This is a genomic window from Streptomyces aidingensis (assembly GCF_900112355.1).
Lineage (GTDB): Bacteria > Actinomycetota > Actinomycetes > Streptomycetales > Streptomycetaceae > Streptomyces > Streptomyces aidingensis.
The window spans coordinates 52,809-71,258 of record NZ_FOLM01000014.1; the positions used below are offsets into that span (position 1 = coordinate 52,809).

Here is an 18,450-nt window from a genome sequence, read left to right on the forward strand (position 1 = left end):
CGGGGGGCCGGGGCGGCCGGGCGCGGTCAGTGCTCGTGCTCGGCGAGGCGGAGCAGATGCTCGGCGAGGGTCTGGCCGCCGGAGGGATCACGGCTGATCAGCAGCACCGTGTCGTCCCCGGCGATGGTGCCGAGCACGGCGTGCAGCTCGGCCTGGTCGATGGCGGAGGCCAGGAACTGCGCGGCGCCCGGCGGGGTGCGCAGCACCACCAGATTGGCCGACGCCTCGGCGGAGATCAGCAGTTCCCCGGCGAGGCGGGCCAGCCGCTGCTCCTTCGCCGACTCGCCCAGCGGGGCGTGCGGGGTGCGGAAGCCGCCCTCGCTGGGCACGGCGTAGATCAGCTCGCCCTTGTCGTTGCGGATCTTCACCGCGCCCAGCTCGTCCAGGTCGCGGCTGAGCGTGGCCTGGGTGACGCTGAGCCCGTCGTCCAGCAGCAGCCGGGCCAGCTGGCTCTGCGAGCGCACCGGCTGCCGGCCGAGGATCTCCACGATCCTGCGGTGCCGCGCGGTGCGGGTCTGCGGTACCACATGGTTGCTGTTGCGGGCGCCCGTCATCGTCGTCCTTCCGGCCTGCCGGATCCACCCGCCGCGCCACCGTCGCCACCGGTGTGCCGCCCGGTCTCTCCCGCGTCCACGGTGTCCAGGATCGCCGGCAGGGCCGCCAGCAGCGCGTCCGCCTCGGCGTCACCGGCGATCAGCGGGGGAGCCAGCCGGACCACGTCCGGCGCCACCGCCTGCACCAGGAAGCCCGCGTTCTGCGCCGCCTGCTGGATCTGCGCGGCGCGCGGCTCGGTGAGAACGATACCGAGCAGCAGTCCGGCGCCCCGCACCCGGTCCACCAGCGGATGCCCGAGCTGCCGGATTCCCTCCCGCAGCCGCTCCCCGGTCCGTTTGACGTTCTCCAGCAGCCCGGTGGTGGCGATGGTCTCCAGCACGGCCAGGGCGGCGGCGCAGGAGACCGGGTTGCCGCCGAAGGTGGAGCCGTGCCGGCCGGGGGTGAGCAGCCCGTCGGCCGGGCCGAAGGCCAGGGTGGCGCCGATCGGCAGCCCGCCGGCCAGCCCCTTGGCCAGCGTGATCAGGTCCGGCTCCACGCCCTCCGCCTGCCCGGCGAACCAGTGACCGGTGCGGCCGATGCCGGTCTGCACCTCGTCCAGGGCGAGCAGGGTGCCGGTGGCGCGGGTGATCTCCCGGGCGGCGGTGAGATAGCCGGCGGGCGGCACCACCACCCCGTTCTCCCCCTGGATGGGCTCCAGGATCACCATGGCGGTGTCCTCGGTGACGGCGGCGCTCAGCGCCTCGGTGTCGCCGTAGGGGACATGGCTCACGCCGCCGGGCAGCGGATGGAAGCCGTCCTGCTTGGCGCCCTGGCCGGTGAGTGCCAGCGCGCCCATGGTGCGGCCGTGGAAGCCGCCGTGGGCGGCGACGATCCGCGGGCGGCCGGTGAGCCGGGCGATCTTGAACGCGGCCTCGTTGGCCTCCGCGCCGGAGTTGCAGAAGTAGACCCGGCCGGGCCGCCCGGCCAGCTCCAGCAGCCGCTCGGCCAGCGCCACGGTGGGCTCGGCCACGAAGAGGTTGGAGACATGGCCGAGGGTGGCGATCTGCTCGGCGACCGCGCTCACCACCGCGGGGTGCGCGGTGCCGAGGGAGTTGACCGCGATGCCGCCGAGGAAGTCCAGGTACTCCCGGCCGTCGGCGTCCCACAGCCGGGTGCCCCGGCCGCGCACCAGCGGGATGCGCGGGGTGCCGTAGTTGTCGGTGTGCGCCGCCCGCCAGCGCCGGGTGAGCTCCTCGTTGCCGGACGGTGCGCCGCTGCCGCCCGCGGGATTGGCTGTCATCTCGTGCTGCCCTCCTCAGGCCGCCGGGCCCTCGCCCGTCCGGTCGGGCACCACCATGGTGCCGATGCCCTCGTCCATGAACATCTCCAGCAGGATCGAGTGCGGCACCCGCCCGTCCAGCACGCGGGCGGTGCGCACTCCGTTGCGGACCGCATGCAGGCAGCCCTCCATCTTGGGCACCATGCCGCTGGAGAGCTCCGGCAGCAGCGCTTCGAGCTGCGCGGCGGTGAGCACGCTGATCACCTCGTCGCTGTCCGGCCAGTTGGCGTACAGCCCCTCGACGTCGGTGAGCACCATCAGCGTCTCGGCGCCCAGTGCGGCGGCCAGTGCCGCCGCGGCGGTGTCGGCGTTGACGTTGTAGACGTGGTCGTCGTCCATGCTGCGGGCGATGGAGGAGATCACCGGGATCCGGCCGTCCTCGAGCAGCGCCCGGACCGCTCCGGTGTCCACGGCGGTGACCTCGCCGACCCGGCCGATGTCCACGCGTTCCCCGTCCACCTCGGCCCACCGCTTGGTGGCGGTCATCAGATGGGCGTCCTCGCCGGTCATGCCGACGGCCAGCGGGCCGTGGCGGTTGAGCAGGCCGACAAGCTCCCGCTGCACCTGGCCGGCCAGCACCATGCGGACCACGTCCATGGTCTCCGGGCTGGTGACCCGCAGTCCGGCGGTGAACTCCGACTCCAGGCCCAGCCGGTCGAGCTGGGCGCTGATCTGCGGGCCTCCGCCGTGCACCACCACCGGGCGCAGCCCGGCGTGCCGCAGAAAGGCCACGTCCTGGGCGAAGGCGGCCTTGAGCTCCTCGTTGACCATCGCGTTGCCGCCGAACTTGATCACCACGGTCCTGCCCTGGTGGCGGGTCAGCCAGGGCAGTGCCTCGACCAGGATCCGGGCCTTGGGCAGCGCGGTGTGCTTGCGCGCGGTCTGGGTGGGGTTCCGGCCGCCCGGGACGGTGCCGTCCGCCGGGGGCGCGGTCCGCTGCTCGGTGTGATGCCCGCTCATGAGGAGTACGCGCTGTTCTCGTGGACGTAGTCGGCGGTCAGGTCGTTGGTCCAGATGGTGGCGGTGTGGTCGCCGGCCGCCAGGTCGGCGGTCACCTGCACTTCCCGGAAACGCATGTCGACCAGTTCCCGGTCCTCCCCGGTGGCACCGGCCCGGCAGACCCAGACGCCGTTGATGGCGACGTTCAGCCGGTCCGGCTCGAAGACGGCGTCGGTGGTGCCGATGGCGGAGAGCACCCGGCCCCAGTTGGGGTCCTCGCCGTGCACCGCGCACTTGAAGAGGCTGGAGCGGGCGATGGCCCGGCCCACGGTCACCGCGTCCTCCTCGGAGGCGGCGCCGATGACCTCGATCCGGATGTCCTTGGAGGCGCCCTCGGCGTCGGCGACCAGCTGCCGGGCGAGGTCGGCGCAGACCGCGGTCACCGCGGCGGCGAACTCCCGGTGGTCCGGGGTGATGCCGGAGGCGCCGGAGGCGAGCAGCAGCACGGTGTCGTTGGTGGACAGGCAGCCGTCGGAGTCCACCCGGTCGAAGGTGACCCGGGTGGCCTCGCGCAGCGCCTTGTCCAGGGCGGCGGCCTCCAGGTCGGCGTCGGTGGTGAGCACGCAGAGCATGGTGGCCAGGCCGGGGGCGAGCATCCCGGCCCCCTTGGCCATGCCGCCCACCGTCCAGCCCGCCCCCTGGGCCACCGCCGTCTTGTGCACGGTGTCGGTGGTCTTGATGGCGATGGCGGCCTTCTCCCCGGCGTGCGGGGAGAGCCGGGCGGCGGCCTCGCCGATGCCGGACAGCAGCTTGTCCATGGGCAGCCGGACCCCGATCAGGCCGGTGGAGGCGACGGCGATCTCGCCGGCGTGGTGGCCCAGGACCTCGGCGGCCCGCTCGGCGGTGGCGTGGGTGTCCTGGAATCCGAGCGGCCCGGTGCAGGCGTTGGCGCCGCCGGAGTTGAGCACCACCGCGGTGACCTCGCCGCCCTTGAGGACCTGCTCGGACCAGAGCACCGGCGCGGCCTTGACCCGGTTGGCGGTGAAGACCCCGGCGGCGGCGCGGCGCGGCCCGTTGTTGACCACCAGGGCCAGGTCCGGGTCGCCGTTCTCCTTGATTCCGGCCGCGATGCCCGCGGCCGTGAATCCTTGCGCTGCCGTGACGCTCACTGCGGATCTCCGTTCGGGAGTGCGGAAGGGATGGTGCGGCCCGGAGCTCCGGCCCGGGGCCGGCTGCTCAGGGGGCGAGTCCGGTGAGCGGCAGGCCGAGTTCCTCGGGCAGGCCGAGGGCGATGTTCATGGCCTGCACGGCGCCGCCGGCCGTGCCCTTGGTGAGGTTGTCGATGGCGCCGATGGCGACGATGCGCCCGGCCCGCTCGTCCAGCGCGACCTGGATCAGCGCGGTGTTGGCCCCGGCCACGGCCGCGGTGGTGGGCCACTGTCCCTCCGGCAGCAGGCGGACGAAGGGCTCGCCGGCCAGCGCCTTGGCATAGCTCTCGCGGACCGCGGCGGCGGTGACCCCGGGCCTGGCCCTGGCCGTGCAGGTGGCCAGGATGCCGCGCGGCATGGGCGCCAGGGTGGGGGTGAAGGAGACGGTGACCTCTTCCCCGGCCACGGCGGAGAGGTTCTGGATCATCTCCGGGGTGTGCCGGTGCACGCCGCCCACGCCGTAGGGGCTCATGGCACCCATCACCTCGCTGCCCAGCAGGTGCGGCTTGAGGGCCTTGCCGGCGCCGGAGGTGCCCGAGGCGGCCACGATCACCGCCTCCGGTTCGGCCAGCCCGGCGGCGTAGGCCGGGAAGAGGGCGAGGGTGACGGCGGTGGGATAGCACCCGGGGACCGCGATGCGCCGGGACCCCCGCAGCGCGTCCCGGGCCCCGGGCAGTTCGGGCAGGCCGTAGGGCCAGGTGCCGGCGTGCGGCGTGCCGTAGTAGTGCCGCCAGGCGCCGGCGTCGGTCAGCCGGAAGTCGGCTCCGCAGTCGATGATCAGCGCGGCGTCGCCGAGCCGCTCGGCCACGGCGGCGGACTCGCCGTGCGGCAGGGCGAGGAAGACCACGTCGTGCCCGGCCAGGATCTCGGGGGTGGTGGGCTGGAGGGTGCGGCCGGCCAGGGGGGTGAGCTGGGGCTGGAGGGCGCCCAGCGGCTGTCCGGCGTTGGAGTTGCCGGTCAGCGCGCCGATCTCGGCCTCGGGGTGCCCCAGCAGCAGGCGCAGGATCTCGCCGCCCGCATAACCGCTCGCACCCGCCACCGCTGCCCGCACCGTCATCGCCTCCGCCCGCCGCCGTCATGCACTCGATGGCATAACTATACGACCACTGGAAGGGTCATGCAACGGCCGGTGCGGCCCCGCCGGCCTCGGGCGCTCAGCCCAGGCGCAGATTCCAGCGCCCGGTCACGCCGCTGATGCTGACCACGGAGAGCGGGTGCACCTCGGTGCGCCAGTAGGCCTGCGGCGGCGCCTTGAGCACATAGAGCATCGCGGCGCGGATCACCGCGGCCTCGGCGACCGCCACCACCCAGCCGTCCGCCCCCATCGGCCGGGTGTCCAGCCAGTTGCCCACCCGGGCGACAAAGGAGACCAGCGGCTCGCCGCCGTGCGGCGCGGAACGGGGATCGCTGTACCAGGCGTCCACCGCGGCGGGCTCCCGGGCGGTGACCTCGCGCAGGGTGTGCCCGCTCCACCGGCCCATGTCGCAGTCGCGCAGTGCGGGCTGGGCCAGGGGCGCCAGCCCCAGCACATCGCCGGTCTGCCGGGCGCACGGCGTGGGCGAGCAGTAGCGCAGCTCGGCGGCGGCCAGCGGGGCGAGCACCGGCAGCGCCCGCTCGACGGCCTGCCAGCCGGCCATGTCCAGCGGGCGGTCGTCACCGAAGCGGAGATCCAGCAGCGGAGAGCTGCGGGCCGCCGCGACCAGCGTGACCAGCATGGCCACAGAGTACGAGCGGCTGACCTGCGGCACCACGGTCCTACATGAGTTCTTGCGAAATTTCCGGTGGCAGATGCAGACAGCGGGCGCACAGCACACTCATGCAGGAGGAATTCACCTGGAGCAACAGCAAGGGCCCAAATACCTCATCCGCAATAAAATGGTCGCGATACGAGGTGGATGGCACCAGCAGTCAGGAGGGCTGCCCATGCATGCCAAGACGGGCGACAGGATGGTCACCCACGGCCGGACCGTGGGACAGAAGGAGCGGGTCGCGGAGATCGTCGAAGTGATGGGAAAGAACGGCGAGCCGCCCTACCGGGTACGCGATGAACAGGGTCACGAGAGCGTCGTCTACCCCGGCCCGGACTCCGAGGTGAAGAGCGGCGGCGCCTGACCGGGAAGCGGCCGGGCCGGCGCCGCCCGCGGCGGGCGCCGCCGGCCTCCGGCCGGGGACACCGGTCGGCTACCGGTCGGTCTACCGGTCGGTCTACCGGTAATGGTCCTCGAAGACCCGGGTCATCGCGCCCAGCGGATCCGCCGCCACCGTGGTGGCGGAGAAGAACACCTGACCGGCCACCTGCGGATGATCCCGGCAGAGGGTGAGATGGCGGGAGAGCTCCGCCGGTTCCTGCCACGCCGCGGGCTGGGCCGGGTCCCCCACCTTGTACAGCGCCTCGCCGATGTACAGCCGCACCCCGGTGCCCTCGGCCACCCGGGACCACCAGGGCACCAGCTCCGCGTAGTCGGCGGCCTCGTGTCCGATGTGCCAGTAGACCTGCGGCAGCACATAGTCCAGCCAGCCCTCCCGCACCCAGCGCCGGGTGTCGGCGTAGAGGTCGTCATAGGTCTGCAGGCCGCTGGTGTCCGATCCCTCCGGATCGCTGCCCCGGTTGCGCCAGATCCCGAACGGGCTGACCCCGAACGCGGCCTTCGGCCGCACCTCGCGCACCTGCCGGCCCATCTCCTCGACCAGCAGATTCACATTCTCCCGGCGCCAGTCGGCGCGGTCGGTGAACTCCCCGCCCCAGCGGGCGAAGGCGTCGTCGTCGTCGAAGGTCTCGCCCTCGACCGGATAGGGGTAGAAGTAGTCGTCGAAATGCACGCCGTCGACCGGATACCGCTCCACCGCGTGCAGCATGGCGGTCTGCACATGCCGGCGGACGTCGGGAATGCCCGGGTTGAAGTACAGCCGGCCGCCGTACGGAACGGCCCACTCCGGATGGCGCCGCGCCGGATGCTCCGCGGCCAGCCGGGACGGATCCTCGTGCAGCGCGATGCGGTAGGGGTTGAACCAGGCATGCAGCTCCAGGCCCCGGTCGTGTGCCTCGCGCACCGCGAAGTCCAGCGGATCCCAGCCCGGATCCTTGCCCTGGGTGCCGGTCAGCCACTGGGACCAGGGCTCGTGCGGTGACGGCCAGAAGGCATCCGCTGTCGGCCTGACCTGCAAGAACACCGAGTTCAGCGAGAACCGCACGGCCTCGTCCAGCAGCCCGGACAGCGCCTGCCGGGCCTCGGCGGCCGACAGCCCGGCCCGGGCGGGCCAGTCCAGGTTGCCGACGGTGGAGATCCACATGCCGCGCATCCCGTCGCGGGCGACCGCTCGTCCGGCGGGGCCCCCGGCGTCGGCGGTCCCACCGCCGCCGCCATCGGTCGGACCACTGGTGTCGGAACCGGCCTGGGCCTGCCGCAGGGTGAGGAAGCCGGCCGTGCTGCCGGCCGCGGCGAGGGTGAAGGTCCGGCGGGTGATACGTCCCATGCAGCGCCCCTGATCTGCTCGTTCCATGCCTTATGCCCCGCAGTCGGGGTCAGCGCACTCCGCACATCTGATCTAACGGTGAACCTGTTTTCTTGATCAGCTCTATCAACAAAACCGGTCAGAAGTCCTTCTGACACACCCTTATGCGAACAACGTTCGACAGTTAGCCTCAACCACACAGTCGTGGGAGCGCTCCCGCTTTTTTCGTCCACCCCCCTTGCCGCCGACGCGGCGAAGAAGTCAGGAGAGGAGTGCCCGCGTGCGCAGATGGAAAGCTGCCACCGCGGCGCTGGCCGGTACCGCTCTCGCGGCCGGACTGCTGGGAACCGCAGGAGCATTGGCCGTCGCCGACGACGCCGGCGAGGCCGCCGTTGCCACGGCGATCACCCCCGAGGATTACACCTGGGGAAACGTGCGCATCGACGGCGGCGGATTCGTTCCGTCGATCGTCTTCAACCGGACCGAGCCCGATCTGGTCTATGCCCGGACCGACATCGGCGGCGCCTACCGATGGGACGGACCCGGCCGGCAGTGGACACCGCTGCTGGACTGGATCGGCTGGGACCAATGGGGCTACACCGGTGTCGCCTCGCTGGCCACCGACCCGGTCGACCCGGACAACGTCTATGCCGCCCTGGGCACCTACACCAACGACTGGGATCCGGGCAACGGCGCCATCGGACGCTCCCGGGACCGCGGTGAGACCTGGGAGGTCACCGAGCTGCCCTTCAAGGTGGGCGGCAACATGCCGGGCCGCGGCATGGGCGAACGCCTGGCCGTGGACCCCAACGACAACTCGGTGCTCTACTTCGGCGCGCCCAGCGCCGAGGGCCTGTGGCGCTCCACCGACTCCGGGGTGACCTGGAGCGAGGTCACCTCCTTTCCCAACCCCGGCGACTACATCCTCAACCCCGACGACCCCTGGGGTTATGAGAACGACGAGATCGGTGTCGTCTGGGTGACCTTCGATCCGGCCACCGGCTCGCCGGGCAGCCCGACCCGGACCATCTATGCCGGCGTGGCGGACCTGGCGGAGAGCATCTACCGCTCCACGGACGGCGGGGCGACCTGGGAGGCGGTGCCCGGCCAGCCGGCGGGTCACCTCCCCCACAAGGGCGTGCTGGACGAGGGCACCGGTCACCTGTACATCGCGACCAGCGACAACCCCGGTCCGTACGCCGGCGAGAGCGGCCAGGTCTGGCGGCTGGACACGGCCACCGGCACGTGGGAGAACGTCTCCCCGCTGAGCGAGGCGGACACCTACTTCGGCTACAGCGGCCTGAGCGTGGACCGCTCCAACCCCGGCACGGTGATGGTCACCGGCTACAGCTCATGGTGGCCGGACACCCAGATCTTCCGCACCACCGACAGCGGCGAGAACTGGACCGCCATCTGGGAGTGGAGCAGCTACCCGGAGAAGTCCAAGCGGTACACCCTGGACCACTCCTCGGTGCCCTGGCTGACCTTCGCCCAGCAGGCCGTGCCCCCGGAGGACTCGCCCAAGCTGGGCTGGATGACCGAGGGCCTGGAGATCGACCCGCACGACCCGGACCGGATGATGTACGGCACGGGTGCCACCATCTACGGCACCACCGAGCTCACCAACTGGGACAGGGACCAGACCTTCACCATCCGGCCGATGATCAAGGGCCTGGAGGAGACCTCGGTCAAGGACCTGGCCAGCCCGCCCAGCGGTGACGCCCATCTGCTCAGCGCGCTCGGCGACATCGGCGGCTTCCGGCACACCGACATCGACGCGGTGCCGGACCTGATGTACTCCACACCGTTCGTGGGCACCACCACCAGCATCGACTTCGCCGGGCTCGCGCCGAACAACGTGATCCGGGTCGGCGAGCACGTCGGCAGCAGCGAGGAGCCGACCGTGGCGTTCTCCACGGACGGCGGCCAGAACTGGTTCGCCGGCACCACGCCCGGCGAGGCGGGCGGCGGCACGGTCGCCGCCGCCGCGGACGGCAGCCGCTTCCTGTGGAGCCCTGCCGGCCAGCCGGTGCACTACACCACCTCCTTCGGCAGCTCCTGGACCCAGTCGCAGGGCATTCCGGCGGGTGCGGTGATCACGGCGGACCGGGCCGACCCGTCCCGGTTCTACGGCTTCTCCGGCGGCACGCTGTATGTCTCCACGGACGGCGGCGCCACCTTCGGCGCGACCGTGACCTCCGGGCTGCCCGCCGAGGGCGATGTCCGGCTGGAGGCCGCGCCGGACTTCGAAGGCGATCTGTGGATCGCCGGCGGCAGCGACGACGGTGCGTACGGGCTGTGGCGCTCCACGGACGGCGGCCAGTCGGTGAGCCGGATCGCGGGTCTGGACAAGGCCGACAACATCGGCCTCGGCCTGGGCGCTCCGGGCGGCACGTACCACACGCTGTACAGCTCCGCGGAAGTGGACGGTGTGCGGGGCATCTACCGGTCGGACGACATCGGCCGGACCTGGTTCCGGATCAACGACGACCAGCACCAGTACGGCTGGACCGGCGGGGCCATCACCGGTGATCCGCGGGTGCACGGCCGGGTGTACATCGGCACCAACGGCCGCGGCATCATCGTCGGCGACACCGACGTCCCCGGCGACCCGGGCGACAGCACCGGAGGGACCGGCGGCGACACAGGCGGTGACACCGGTGGAGACACGGGCGGGGACACCGGTGGCGACACCGGCGGCGACACCGGCGGGGACACGGGCGGCGACACCGGTGGAGACACGGGTGGCGACACCGGCGGGGACACCGGAGGTACCGGTGGCGGGGAATGTGCCGTCACCTACCGCAAGGCCGGCGAGTGGCCCGGCGGCTTCCAGGGCGAGATGACGGTGACCAACACCGGCGACACCTCGGCCGACCCCTGGGAGCTCGGCTTCACCTTCCCGGACGGCCAGCAGATCACCCAGCTCTGGGGCGGCAGCCACACCCAGAGCGGCAGCCGGGTGACCGTCACGGGCGCGTCCTGGAACGCCAGTCTGGCGCCCGGGGCCACCGTCTCCTTCGGCTTCCTGGCAAGCTGGCAGGGCACCAACACGGCGCCCACCGACTTCACCCTGAACGGCTCCGACTGCTCCGCCGGCTGACGCCGGAGCGCGGCTCCACGGCCCGCCGCCCGGTGGCTCCGGCCCCGGGCGGCGGTGCCGTCCCCGCCCCGGGTAACGTCGGACGTCCAAGCAGTTCCATGAGGACCGGACAGGGCGAAAGGGCTCGGTGTGACCGACATCGCACGCGTGGGGGTAGTGGGCGCCGGACAGATGGGCGCGGGGATCGCCGAGGTCTGTGCCCGTTCCGGGCTGGACGTCCGGGTCGCCGAGACCACCGGTGAAGCCGTGGAGCTGGGGAGGACCCGGCTGTTCTCCTCCCTCGCCAAGGCCGCGCAGCGCGGCAAGATCACCGAGGCGGAGCGGGAGGCCGCCGAGGCCCGGATCAGCTTCACCACCGACCTCGGCGAGTTTGCCGACCGGGACCTGGTGATCGAGGCGGTGGTGGAGAACGAGCAGGTCAAGACCGAGATCTTCCAGGTGCTCGACCAGGTGGTGAGCCGTCCGGACGCCATCCTGGCGTCCAACACCTCCTCCATCCCGCTGGTGAACCTGGCGGTCGCCACCTCCCGTCCGGACCGGGTGATCGGCATCCATTTCTTCAATCCGGCGCAGGTGCAGCGGCTGGTGGAGCTGATCCCCGCCATCACCACCTCGCAGGAGACCGTCGAACGCGCCGAGAGCCTGGTCACCAAGGTGCTGGCCAAGCACCCCATCCGCGCCCAGGACCGCTCCGGTTTCGTGGTCAACGCCCTGCTGATCCCGTATCTGCTGTCCGCGGTCCGGATGTTCGAGTCCGGCGCGGCCAGCCGGGAGGACATCGACAACGGCATGGAGCTGGGCTGCGCCCATCCGATGGGTCCGCTCAGGCTCTCCGACCTGATCGGCCTGGACACCGTGGTCTCGGTGGCCAACTCCATGTACGAGGAGTTCAAGGAGCCGCTGTACGCCGCTCCGCCGCTGCTCCAGCGCATGGTCGCGGCGGGCCGCCTCGGCCGCAAAACGGGTGCCGGCTTCTACACCTACACCTGATCCCGCTCCCGGGCCGACGGCGGCGGCTCAGGAGGCGCGCTTGCGCGCGGTCTTCTTCCCTGCGGTCTTCTTCTCCGCCGTCTTCCCGGCCGCGGTCTTCTTCTCCGCCGTCTTCCCGGCGGCTGCCTTCTTCGCGGTCTTCTTCCCGCCGGACGTCTGCTTCGCCGCGGCCTTCTTGGCGGGGGCCTTCTTGGCGGGGGCCTTGCGGCGGGCCGCCGGCCGCCCGCCCTCCCCGCCGGGCTCCTCCGGCTCCGCACCGCCGCCGCGCCGGGAGGCCAGGGCGGTGACGGTGGCCTCGGCGTCCTCGCCCGCGCCGCGCGCCTCCCGGGCGGCGCGCACGCTGTCCTCCAGCGCCGACATCAGGTCGATCACCTTGGCCCCGGCCGGCCGCTCCGCCGGCAGCTCGGGCAGCTCGCCGCTCAGCTTGGCCGTGACCAGGGCGTCCACCGCTTCCCGGTATTCGTCGTGCAGCTCGCTCATGTCCACCTCCCCCAGGGTGTCCATCAGCGTGTCGGCGAGATCCAGCTCGGCATCCCGGACGCTGATCCGGCCCTGCGGGGCGACCGACGCCGGGGAGCGGATCTCGTCCGGCCACAGCATGGTGTGCATGCCCAGCACGCCCTCGGCCACCGGGCGCAGCACGGCCAGGGTCTCCCGGCCGCGCATCGCCAGCTTGGCGATGGCCACCTTTCCGCTGCGCGACATGGCCTCGCGGAGCAGCACATACGGCTTCTCCGCCCCGGTGTCCGGCTGGAGGTAGTAGGAGCGGTCGAGCTGGATCAGGTCGATGGTGCCGACGGGCACGAATCCCAGGATCTCGACGGACTTGGCGGTGGGCAGCGGGAGGCGGGACAGCTCGTCGTCGGTGATCCGGACCACCGTGCCGTCGGGCGCCTCGTAGCCCTTGCCGATCTCCTCCCCGGGCACCTCCTCGTCCTCCAGCTCGCACACCTTGCGGTAACGGATGCGGCCGTTGTCCGTGGTGTGGAGCTGGCGGAACGACACGCTGTGATTCTCGGTCGCGCCGACCACCTTGACGGGGATGCTCACCAGGCCGAAGGAGATGGCCCCCTTCCAGATGGATCGCACGATTCGCCCCTTTCATGCCAATCTTCTTGTTATGACTGTCACCGAGGTCGAGGGGCGCCGCCTGTCACTCAGCAACCTGGACAAGGTGATCTATCCGGAGACCGGGACCACCAAAGGCGAGCTGCTGCACTACTACGCGGTCCATGCGGGCGTGCTCCTCCCCCATCTGCGCGACCGCACGGTCAGCTTTCTGCGCTACCCCGACGGACCGGAGGGCCAGAAGTTCTTCACCAAGAACCTGCCGCCGGGCACGCCCGAGTGGGTGGCCACCGCCGAGGTGCCGGAGTGGAGCGCGTCCGAGGGCCGGCAGGTGGTGATCCACGACCTGCCGAGCCTCATCTGGGCGGCCAATCTGGTGGTGGAGTTCCACATCCACCAGTGGCCGGCCGCCACCCCGGCCACCGCGGACCGGCTGATCCTCGATCTGGACCCCGGCGCCCCCGCCGACATCACCGACTGCTGCCGGGTGGCGGGCTGGCTGCGGGACCGGCTGACCGCCGACGGTCTCACCGTCTTCGCCAAGACCTCCGGGGCCAAGGGGCTGCATCTGGTCAGCCCGCTGGATCCGCCCGCGCCCTCGGAACAGGTCTCGGCCTATGCCAGGGCCCTGGCCCGGCTGGCCCAGGCCGAGCTGGGCGGAGCGGCCACCGCGGTGATGGCCCGCCGGGAGAGGGCCGGCAAGGTGTTCATCGACTGGAGCCAGAACGCCGCCGCCAAGACCACCGCCGCCCCGTACACCGTGCGGGCCCGCGCCACCCCCGGGGTGTCGGCACCGGTGTCCTGGGGGGAGCTGGCGGACTGCGCCGATCCGCAGCAGCTCCGGTTCGAGCTGCCGGACCTGCCCGCCCGGCTGGAGCGGCACGGCGATCTGATGGCGGGGCTGCTGAGTCCTCTGCATGCCGCGCCGCTGCCCCGCGCGTAGCATCGGAGGTCCAGCACCCGGCCCCGGCGGAGGTGACCGCGTGAGCGACATGTCGTCCGAACAGCCCGAGAGTCCCGACCGGCCAGGACAGATTTCCAAGATCGACACCTCGGTGCCGCACTCCGCGCGGATCTGGAACTACTGGCTGGGCGGCACGGACAACTACGAGGTGGACCGGGCCGCCGGGGACGCCTACCGCGCGGCGTTCCCCGGCATCACCGAGATCGCCCGGGAGTCGCGGAACTTTCTGATCCGCTCGATCGGCTATCTGGCCCGGGAGGCCGGCATCCGCCAGTTCCTGGACGTGGGCACCGGGCTGCCGACGGCCGACAACACGCACCACATCGCACAGCGGGCGGCCCCGGAGTCCCGCATCGTCTACGTGGACAACGACCCGCTGGTGCTGCTGCACGCCAATGCGCTGCTGACCAGCAGCCGGGAGGGGATGACCGAGTACATCGAGGCGGATCTGCACCAGCCGGAGCGGATCCTGTCCAAGGCCGGGGAGCTGCTGGACCTCGACCGGCCGGTGGCGCTGATCCTCAGCGGCATCCTGGGCCATGTGCCGACCTATGCCGAGGCCCGGGACATCGTGCGCCGGCTGATGGACGGGCTGCCCCCGGGGAGCCATCTGGACATCAACGAGGGCGTGGACACCGATCCGGTGTACTCGGCGGCGCAGAGCGAGTACAACGCCAGCGGCGCGATCCCGTACCACCTGCGCACCATGGCGGAGATCGCCGGCTTCTTCGAAGGGCTGGAGCTGGTCGAGCCGGGGGTGGTCCCGGTGACGCTGTGGCGGCCGGAGGCACCCCCGTACGGCGCCCCGCCCGCGCCCATCGGCCAGGCCGGCGGGGTGGGCCGCAAGCCCTGAGGCCTCCCGGCCGTGGCCGCCCGCCCGGTGGCGACGGGTGCCCGGCGGGGACGCCCGAGGGGCCCGGGGCCGTGCCGGCCCCGGGCCCCTCGGCACGGCCCCCGCCGCCCTGCCCCGCGCGGCTACGCCCCGCGCAGGACGGCGCCGGTGCGCTCCGCGGCGGCGGCCACGGCCGCGTCCCGGGCGGCGCCGGTCTCCTCGGCGGTCAGCGTGCGGTCCGGCGCGCGGAAGCGCAGCGCATAGGCCAGCGACTTCTGGCCCGCGGCCACCTGCTCACCGGTGTAGACGTCGAACAGCCGCAGCGATTCCAGCAGTTCGCCGGCGCCGGAGCGCAGCGCGCCCGCCACCTCGGCGGCCGGCACCGCGGCGTCCACCACCAGTGCCACATCCTGGGTGGCCACCGGGAAGGCGGAGATCCGGGGGGCCGTCACCAGCCCTTGGCCGGCCCGCTCCAGCAGGTCGAGTTCCAGCTCCATGGCGCAGGTGCGGTCCGGCAGGGCGAGTGCCTTGATCACCCGCGGGTGCAGCTCGCCGGCATGGCCCACCAGGGTCCGCTCGCCGTCCACCACCGTGTGCAGGGCGGCGCAGCGGCCGGGGTGCCAGGGGGCATGCCGGTCGGCCGAGATCTCCAGCTCCGCTCCGGCTTCCCGGGCCACCGTCCGGGCCGCCTCCACCGCGTCCGCCCAGCCCGCCGGCCGGGCCCCGCCCCACCAGCCGGTCTGTTCCCGGGCGCCGGCCAGCACCACCGCGACCCGGCGCGGCTGGCGCGGCAGGGCGGCGTCCAGACCGGCGATCTCCTCGTCGGTGGGCCGCCCGGTCACCGGCAGGACGGCGGCCGGCGGCTCCTGGCCGGTGGGCCGGAAGACCAGCCCGGTCTCGAACAGCGCCAGATCGTGGCTGCCGCGCCCGTCGTTGCGGCGCAGCGCGGCCAGCAGCCCGGGCAGCAGCGTGGTGCGCAGCTCGGGCTCCTCGTCGGAGAGCGGGTTGGCCAGCCGCAGGGTGCGCCGCCGCGGGTCGCCCTCCTCGATGCCGAGCCGGGCCAGCGCGTCCTGGGAGACGAAGGGGTAGTTCAGCGCCTCCACATAGCCCGCGCCGGCCAGGGCCCGGCCCACCCGGCGGTGCAGCCGCTGCCGGCGGGTCAGACCGCGGCCGGCCGGCGGCCGGGGCAGGGTGGACGGCAGGGCGGCGTAGCCCTGCAGCCGGATGACCTCCTCCGCCAGGTCGTTGGGGTCGGTGAGATCCGGCCGCCAGCTCGGCGGGGTGACGGTCAGCACATCGGTGCCGTGCACCTCGCAGCCGACCTCCTGGAGGTCGCGCACCACGGCCTCCCGGCCGTAGGTCACGCCCGCCACCCGGTCCGGGTGGTCGGCCGGGAGGGTGATGGTCACCGGCTCGGCGGGAGCGCTCACCCCGGTGACGCCGGGACCGGCGGTGCCGCCGCCGAGCAGCACCAGCAGGTCGACGCAGCGCTGGGCGGCAGCCGCGGCGGCCTCCGGGTCCACCCCGCGCTCCCAGCGCCGGGAGCCCTCGGTGGACATGCCGTGCCGGCGGGCGGTGCGGGCGATGGTGACCGCGTCGAAGTGCGCGGCCTCGATGACCACCTCGGTGGTGCCCCGCCATTCGCCGGTCTCCGGATCCTGCTCCGGATCCCGCACCTCGCTGTGCGCGCCGCCCATCACCCCGGCCAGCCCGATCGGGCCGCTGTCGTCGGTGATCAGCAGGTCCTCGGGGTGCAGCGCGCGCTGCACCCCGTCCAGGGTGGTGAGCTTCTCGCCGGGCTCGGCGCGGCGCACCCCCAGGGGGCCGTCCAGCCGTTCCCGGTCGTAGGCGTGCAGCGGGGTGCCCAGTTCCAGCATCACGTAGTTGGTGATGTCCACCGGCAGCGAGACCGTGCGCATGCCGGCCTTCTCCAGGCGGCGCTGCATCCAGACCGGGGTGCGGGCGCCGGGCCGCAGGCCGCTGACCGTGCGGGCGGTGAAGCGGTCGCAGGCGGCCGGATCGCCGACGGTGACCGGGTAGCCCTCGTCGTTGGGGGCGGGCACGTCCAGCAGGGCCGGGTCGCGCAGCGGCAGGCCGTAGGCGGTGGCGGTCTCCCGGGCGATGCCGCGCAGCGACAGGCAGTAGCCGCGGTCCGGGGTGACCGCGATGTCCAGCACCTCGTCCTCGATCTCCAGCAGGGCGACCGCGTCGGTGCCGGGCTCGTACTCCGGCGGCAGCACGATGATCCCGGCGTGCTCCTCGCTCAGCCGGAGTTCCGCGGCGGAGCAGATCATGCCCTCGGAGACCCTGCCGTAGGTCTTGCGGGCGGAGATCCGGAAGTCGCCGGGCAGCACCGCGCCGGGCAGTGCCACCACGACCTTGTCCCCGGCCGCGAAGTTGCGGGCACCGCAGATGATGTTCTGCGGCTCACCGGTGCCGCCCGCGCCGCCGACGTCCACCCGGCAGTAGCGGATCGGCTTCTTGAACCCGGTCAGCTCCTCGATGGCCAGCACCTCGCCGACCACCAGCGGGCCGGTGAGACCCGCCCCGGTCCGCTCGACCGTCTCCACCTCCAGCCCGGCGGCGATCAGCTTCTCGGCGACCTCGCGGCCGGTGGCCTCGGCCGGCAGGTCGACATACTCCCGCAGCCAGGAAAGCGGGGCGCGCATCAGATCTCCATCCCGAACGGCCGGGTGAACCGGACGTCCGCCTCGACCATGTCTCGCATGTCCTCGACGTTGTGGCGGAACATCAGCATCCGCTCGATACCGAAGCCGAAGGCGAAACCGCTGTACTTCTCCGGGTCCACGCCGCAGGCGGTCAGCACCCGCGGGTTGACCATGCCGCAGCCGCCCAGCTCGATCCAGCCCTCGCTGGAGCACACCCGGCAGGGGCGGTCCGGGTTGCCCACCGACTCGCCGCGGCAGGCGTAGCAGACCATGTCCATCTCGGCGGACGGCTCGGTGAACGGGAAGAAGCTGGGGCGCAGCCGGGTGCGCAGATCCTCGCCGAACAGCGACTGGACCATGTGGTCCAGGGTGCCCTTGAGATCCGCCATGGTCAGGCCCTGGTCCACGGCCAGCAGCTCGACCTGGTGGAAGACGGGGGTGTGGGTGGCGTCCAGTTCGTCGGTGCGGTAGACCCGGCCGGGGCAGATGACATAGACCGGCAGCTCCCGCTCCAGCAGGGAGCGGATCTGCACCGGGGAGGTGTGGGTGCGCAGCACCACGCCGGAGCCCTCCCCGGGTGCTCCGCCTTCCCCGCCGGCGCCGGTGCCCGCCACGAAGAAGGTGTCGCTCTCGGAGCGTGCCGGGTGGTCGGCCGAGATGTTGAGGGCGTCGAAGTTGAACCACTCCGCCTCGGCCTCGGGACCCTCCGCGACCTCGTACCCCATCGCGGTGAAGACGTCCTCGATCCGCTCCATCAGGGTGGTCAGCGGGTGCCGGGCACCGGCCGGCACCCGGTCGTAGGGCAGGCTGACGTCCACGGCCTCCTCGGCCAGGACCCGCTCGTCGCGCTCCGCCTCCAGCTCCGCCTGACGGGTCCGGAGCGCCTGGCCCACCGCGCCGCGGGCCTGGCCGACCCGGCGGCCGGCCTCGGCCTTGGCGTGCGGCGGCAGCGCGCCGATCTCACGGTTGGCCAGCGCCAGCGGGGAGCGGTCACCGGCGTGGGCGATCCTCGCCTCGCGCAGCGCCGGCAGATCGCCGGCGGCGGCAATGGCGGCCAGTGCCTCCTCCCGCGCCCGGTCGATCGCTTCCGGTTTCAGGGCCTCGACCTCGACAGGGTCGTATGACTTATTGGGTGCCGACATCTCTTTCCGGTGATCTCTTCCGGCGGGGCGCCCGGCGGTGGCACCGGGGCCCCTGGTTCGGACGGGGGACTGCGCCATGCCCCGCGACGACTCGCGCATGACCCACGGCAGTGTGCCAGGGCTCCGAGTCTACGGGCGGGGCGCGCACGGTGACGCCCGCGGGCGGCATCCGGACGGCGGCCGGCCGCGCGGCGGTGCCGCACGGCCCG

At 72.7% G+C, this 18,450-nt stretch carries 15 protein-coding genes; 5 read left to right on the forward strand and 10 right to left on the reverse strand.

All coding sequences use genetic code 11. From position 1 onward, the window contains the following. Window positions 1–26 precede the first annotated feature (26 nt). The 6 genes from BM242_RS22270 to BM242_RS22295 form a co-directional block, all read right to left on the reverse strand. Window positions 27–554, reverse strand: coding sequence for an arginine repressor (locus BM242_RS22270; protein WP_093840680.1), 528 nt, complete (start codon window positions 552–554; stop codon window positions 27–29). Next, window positions 551–1,834 (reverse strand): acetylornithine transaminase, encoded by a 1,284-nt coding sequence (locus BM242_RS22275; RefSeq protein WP_093840681.1) that lies wholly within the window; start codon window positions 1,832–1,834, stop codon window positions 551–553. Before BM242_RS22275 ends, BM242_RS22270 begins: the two co-directional genes overlap by 4 nt. 15 nt (window positions 1,835–1,849) lie before the next feature. Next, complete coding sequence (gene argB / locus BM242_RS22280; protein WP_093840682.1) at window positions 1,850–2,833, reverse strand: acetylglutamate kinase; 984 nt, start codon at window positions 2,831–2,833, stop codon at window positions 1,850–1,852. Beyond that, window positions 2,830–3,981, reverse strand: coding sequence for a bifunctional glutamate N-acetyltransferase/amino-acid acetyltransferase ArgJ (gene argJ / locus BM242_RS22285; RefSeq protein WP_093840683.1), 1,152 nt, complete (start codon window positions 3,979–3,981; stop codon window positions 2,830–2,832). Before argJ ends, argB begins: the two co-directional genes overlap by 4 nt. A 67-nt stretch (window positions 3,982–4,048) precedes the next feature. Next, complete coding sequence (argC, locus tag BM242_RS22290; RefSeq protein WP_093840684.1) at window positions 4,049–5,077, reverse strand: N-acetyl-gamma-glutamyl-phosphate reductase; 1,029 nt, start codon at window positions 5,075–5,077, stop codon at window positions 4,049–4,051. Window positions 5,078–5,174: 97 nt separating this feature from the next. Continuing rightward, window positions 5,175–5,735 carry a histidine phosphatase family protein gene (locus BM242_RS22295; protein ID WP_425443914.1) on the reverse strand — a complete coding sequence of 187 codons (561 nt, stop codon included), beginning with the start codon at window positions 5,733–5,735 and terminating at the stop codon, window positions 5,175–5,177. 208 nt (window positions 5,736–5,943) lie between these two features. Between BM242_RS22295 and BM242_RS22300 the strand changes: the two genes are divergently transcribed. After that, window positions 5,944–6,132 carry a DUF1918 domain-containing protein gene (locus tag BM242_RS22300; protein WP_093840685.1) on the forward strand — a complete coding sequence of 63 codons (189 nt, stop codon included), beginning with the start codon at window positions 5,944–5,946 and terminating at the stop codon, window positions 6,130–6,132. A gap of 93 nt (window positions 6,133–6,225) precedes the next feature. Here the strand turns inward: BM242_RS22300 and BM242_RS22305 are convergent, their stop codons facing one another. Beyond that, window positions 6,226–7,494, reverse strand: a complete 1,269-nt coding sequence (locus BM242_RS22305) for a glycoside hydrolase family 10-like protein (protein WP_093840686.1) — start codon at window positions 7,492–7,494, stop codon at window positions 6,226–6,228. 259 nt (window positions 7,495–7,753) lie between these two features. Here BM242_RS22305 and BM242_RS22310 point away from each other — a divergent pair, with 259 nt between their 5' ends. After that, window positions 7,754–10,576 (forward strand): cellulose binding domain-containing protein, encoded by a 2,823-nt coding sequence (locus tag BM242_RS22310; RefSeq protein ID WP_245834398.1) that lies wholly within the window; start codon window positions 7,754–7,756, stop codon window positions 10,574–10,576. Between the two features lie 129 nt (window positions 10,577–10,705). Further along, window positions 10,706–11,566: a 3-hydroxybutyryl-CoA dehydrogenase gene (locus tag BM242_RS22315; RefSeq protein ID WP_093840687.1), complete on the forward strand. Its 861-nt coding sequence runs from the start codon at window positions 10,706–10,708 to the stop codon at window positions 11,564–11,566. Between the two features lie 27 nt (window positions 11,567–11,593). Here BM242_RS22315 and ku read toward each other — a convergent pair whose 3' ends face one another. Further along, the gene (ku, locus tag BM242_RS22320) at window positions 11,594–12,655 is read right to left on the reverse strand and encodes a non-homologous end joining protein Ku (protein ID WP_093840688.1); all 1,062 of its coding nucleotides are present in this window, start codon (window positions 12,653–12,655) and stop codon (window positions 11,594–11,596) included. A 31-nt stretch (window positions 12,656–12,686) separates the two neighbouring features. Between ku and ligD the strand changes: the two genes are divergently transcribed. Next, window positions 12,687–13,577: a non-homologous end-joining DNA ligase gene (ligD, locus tag BM242_RS22325; RefSeq protein ID WP_245834400.1), complete on the forward strand. Its 891-nt coding sequence runs from the start codon at window positions 12,687–12,689 to the stop codon at window positions 13,575–13,577. A gap of 49 nt (window positions 13,578–13,626) precedes the next feature. Continuing rightward, on the forward strand, window positions 13,627–14,451 hold the full coding sequence (locus BM242_RS22330; RefSeq protein WP_093840793.1) for an SAM-dependent methyltransferase: 825 nt from the start codon (window positions 13,627–13,629) through the stop codon (window positions 14,449–14,451). Window positions 14,452–14,573: 122 nt separating this feature from the next. On the opposite strand, the gene pheT is transcribed toward BM242_RS22330, so the two are convergent. Both pheT and pheS read right to left on the reverse strand, forming a co-directional pair. Then, on the reverse strand, window positions 14,574–17,099 hold the full coding sequence (gene pheT, locus BM242_RS22335; RefSeq protein ID WP_093840689.1) for a phenylalanine--tRNA ligase subunit beta: 2,526 nt from the start codon (window positions 17,097–17,099) through the stop codon (window positions 14,574–14,576). Then, window positions 17,099–18,241, reverse strand: coding sequence for a phenylalanine--tRNA ligase subunit alpha (gene pheS / locus BM242_RS22340; RefSeq protein WP_093840690.1), 1,143 nt, complete (start codon window positions 18,239–18,241; stop codon window positions 17,099–17,101). The genes pheT and pheS overlap by 1 nt, the downstream gene beginning before the upstream one ends. Window positions 18,242–18,450 lie beyond the last annotated feature (209 nt).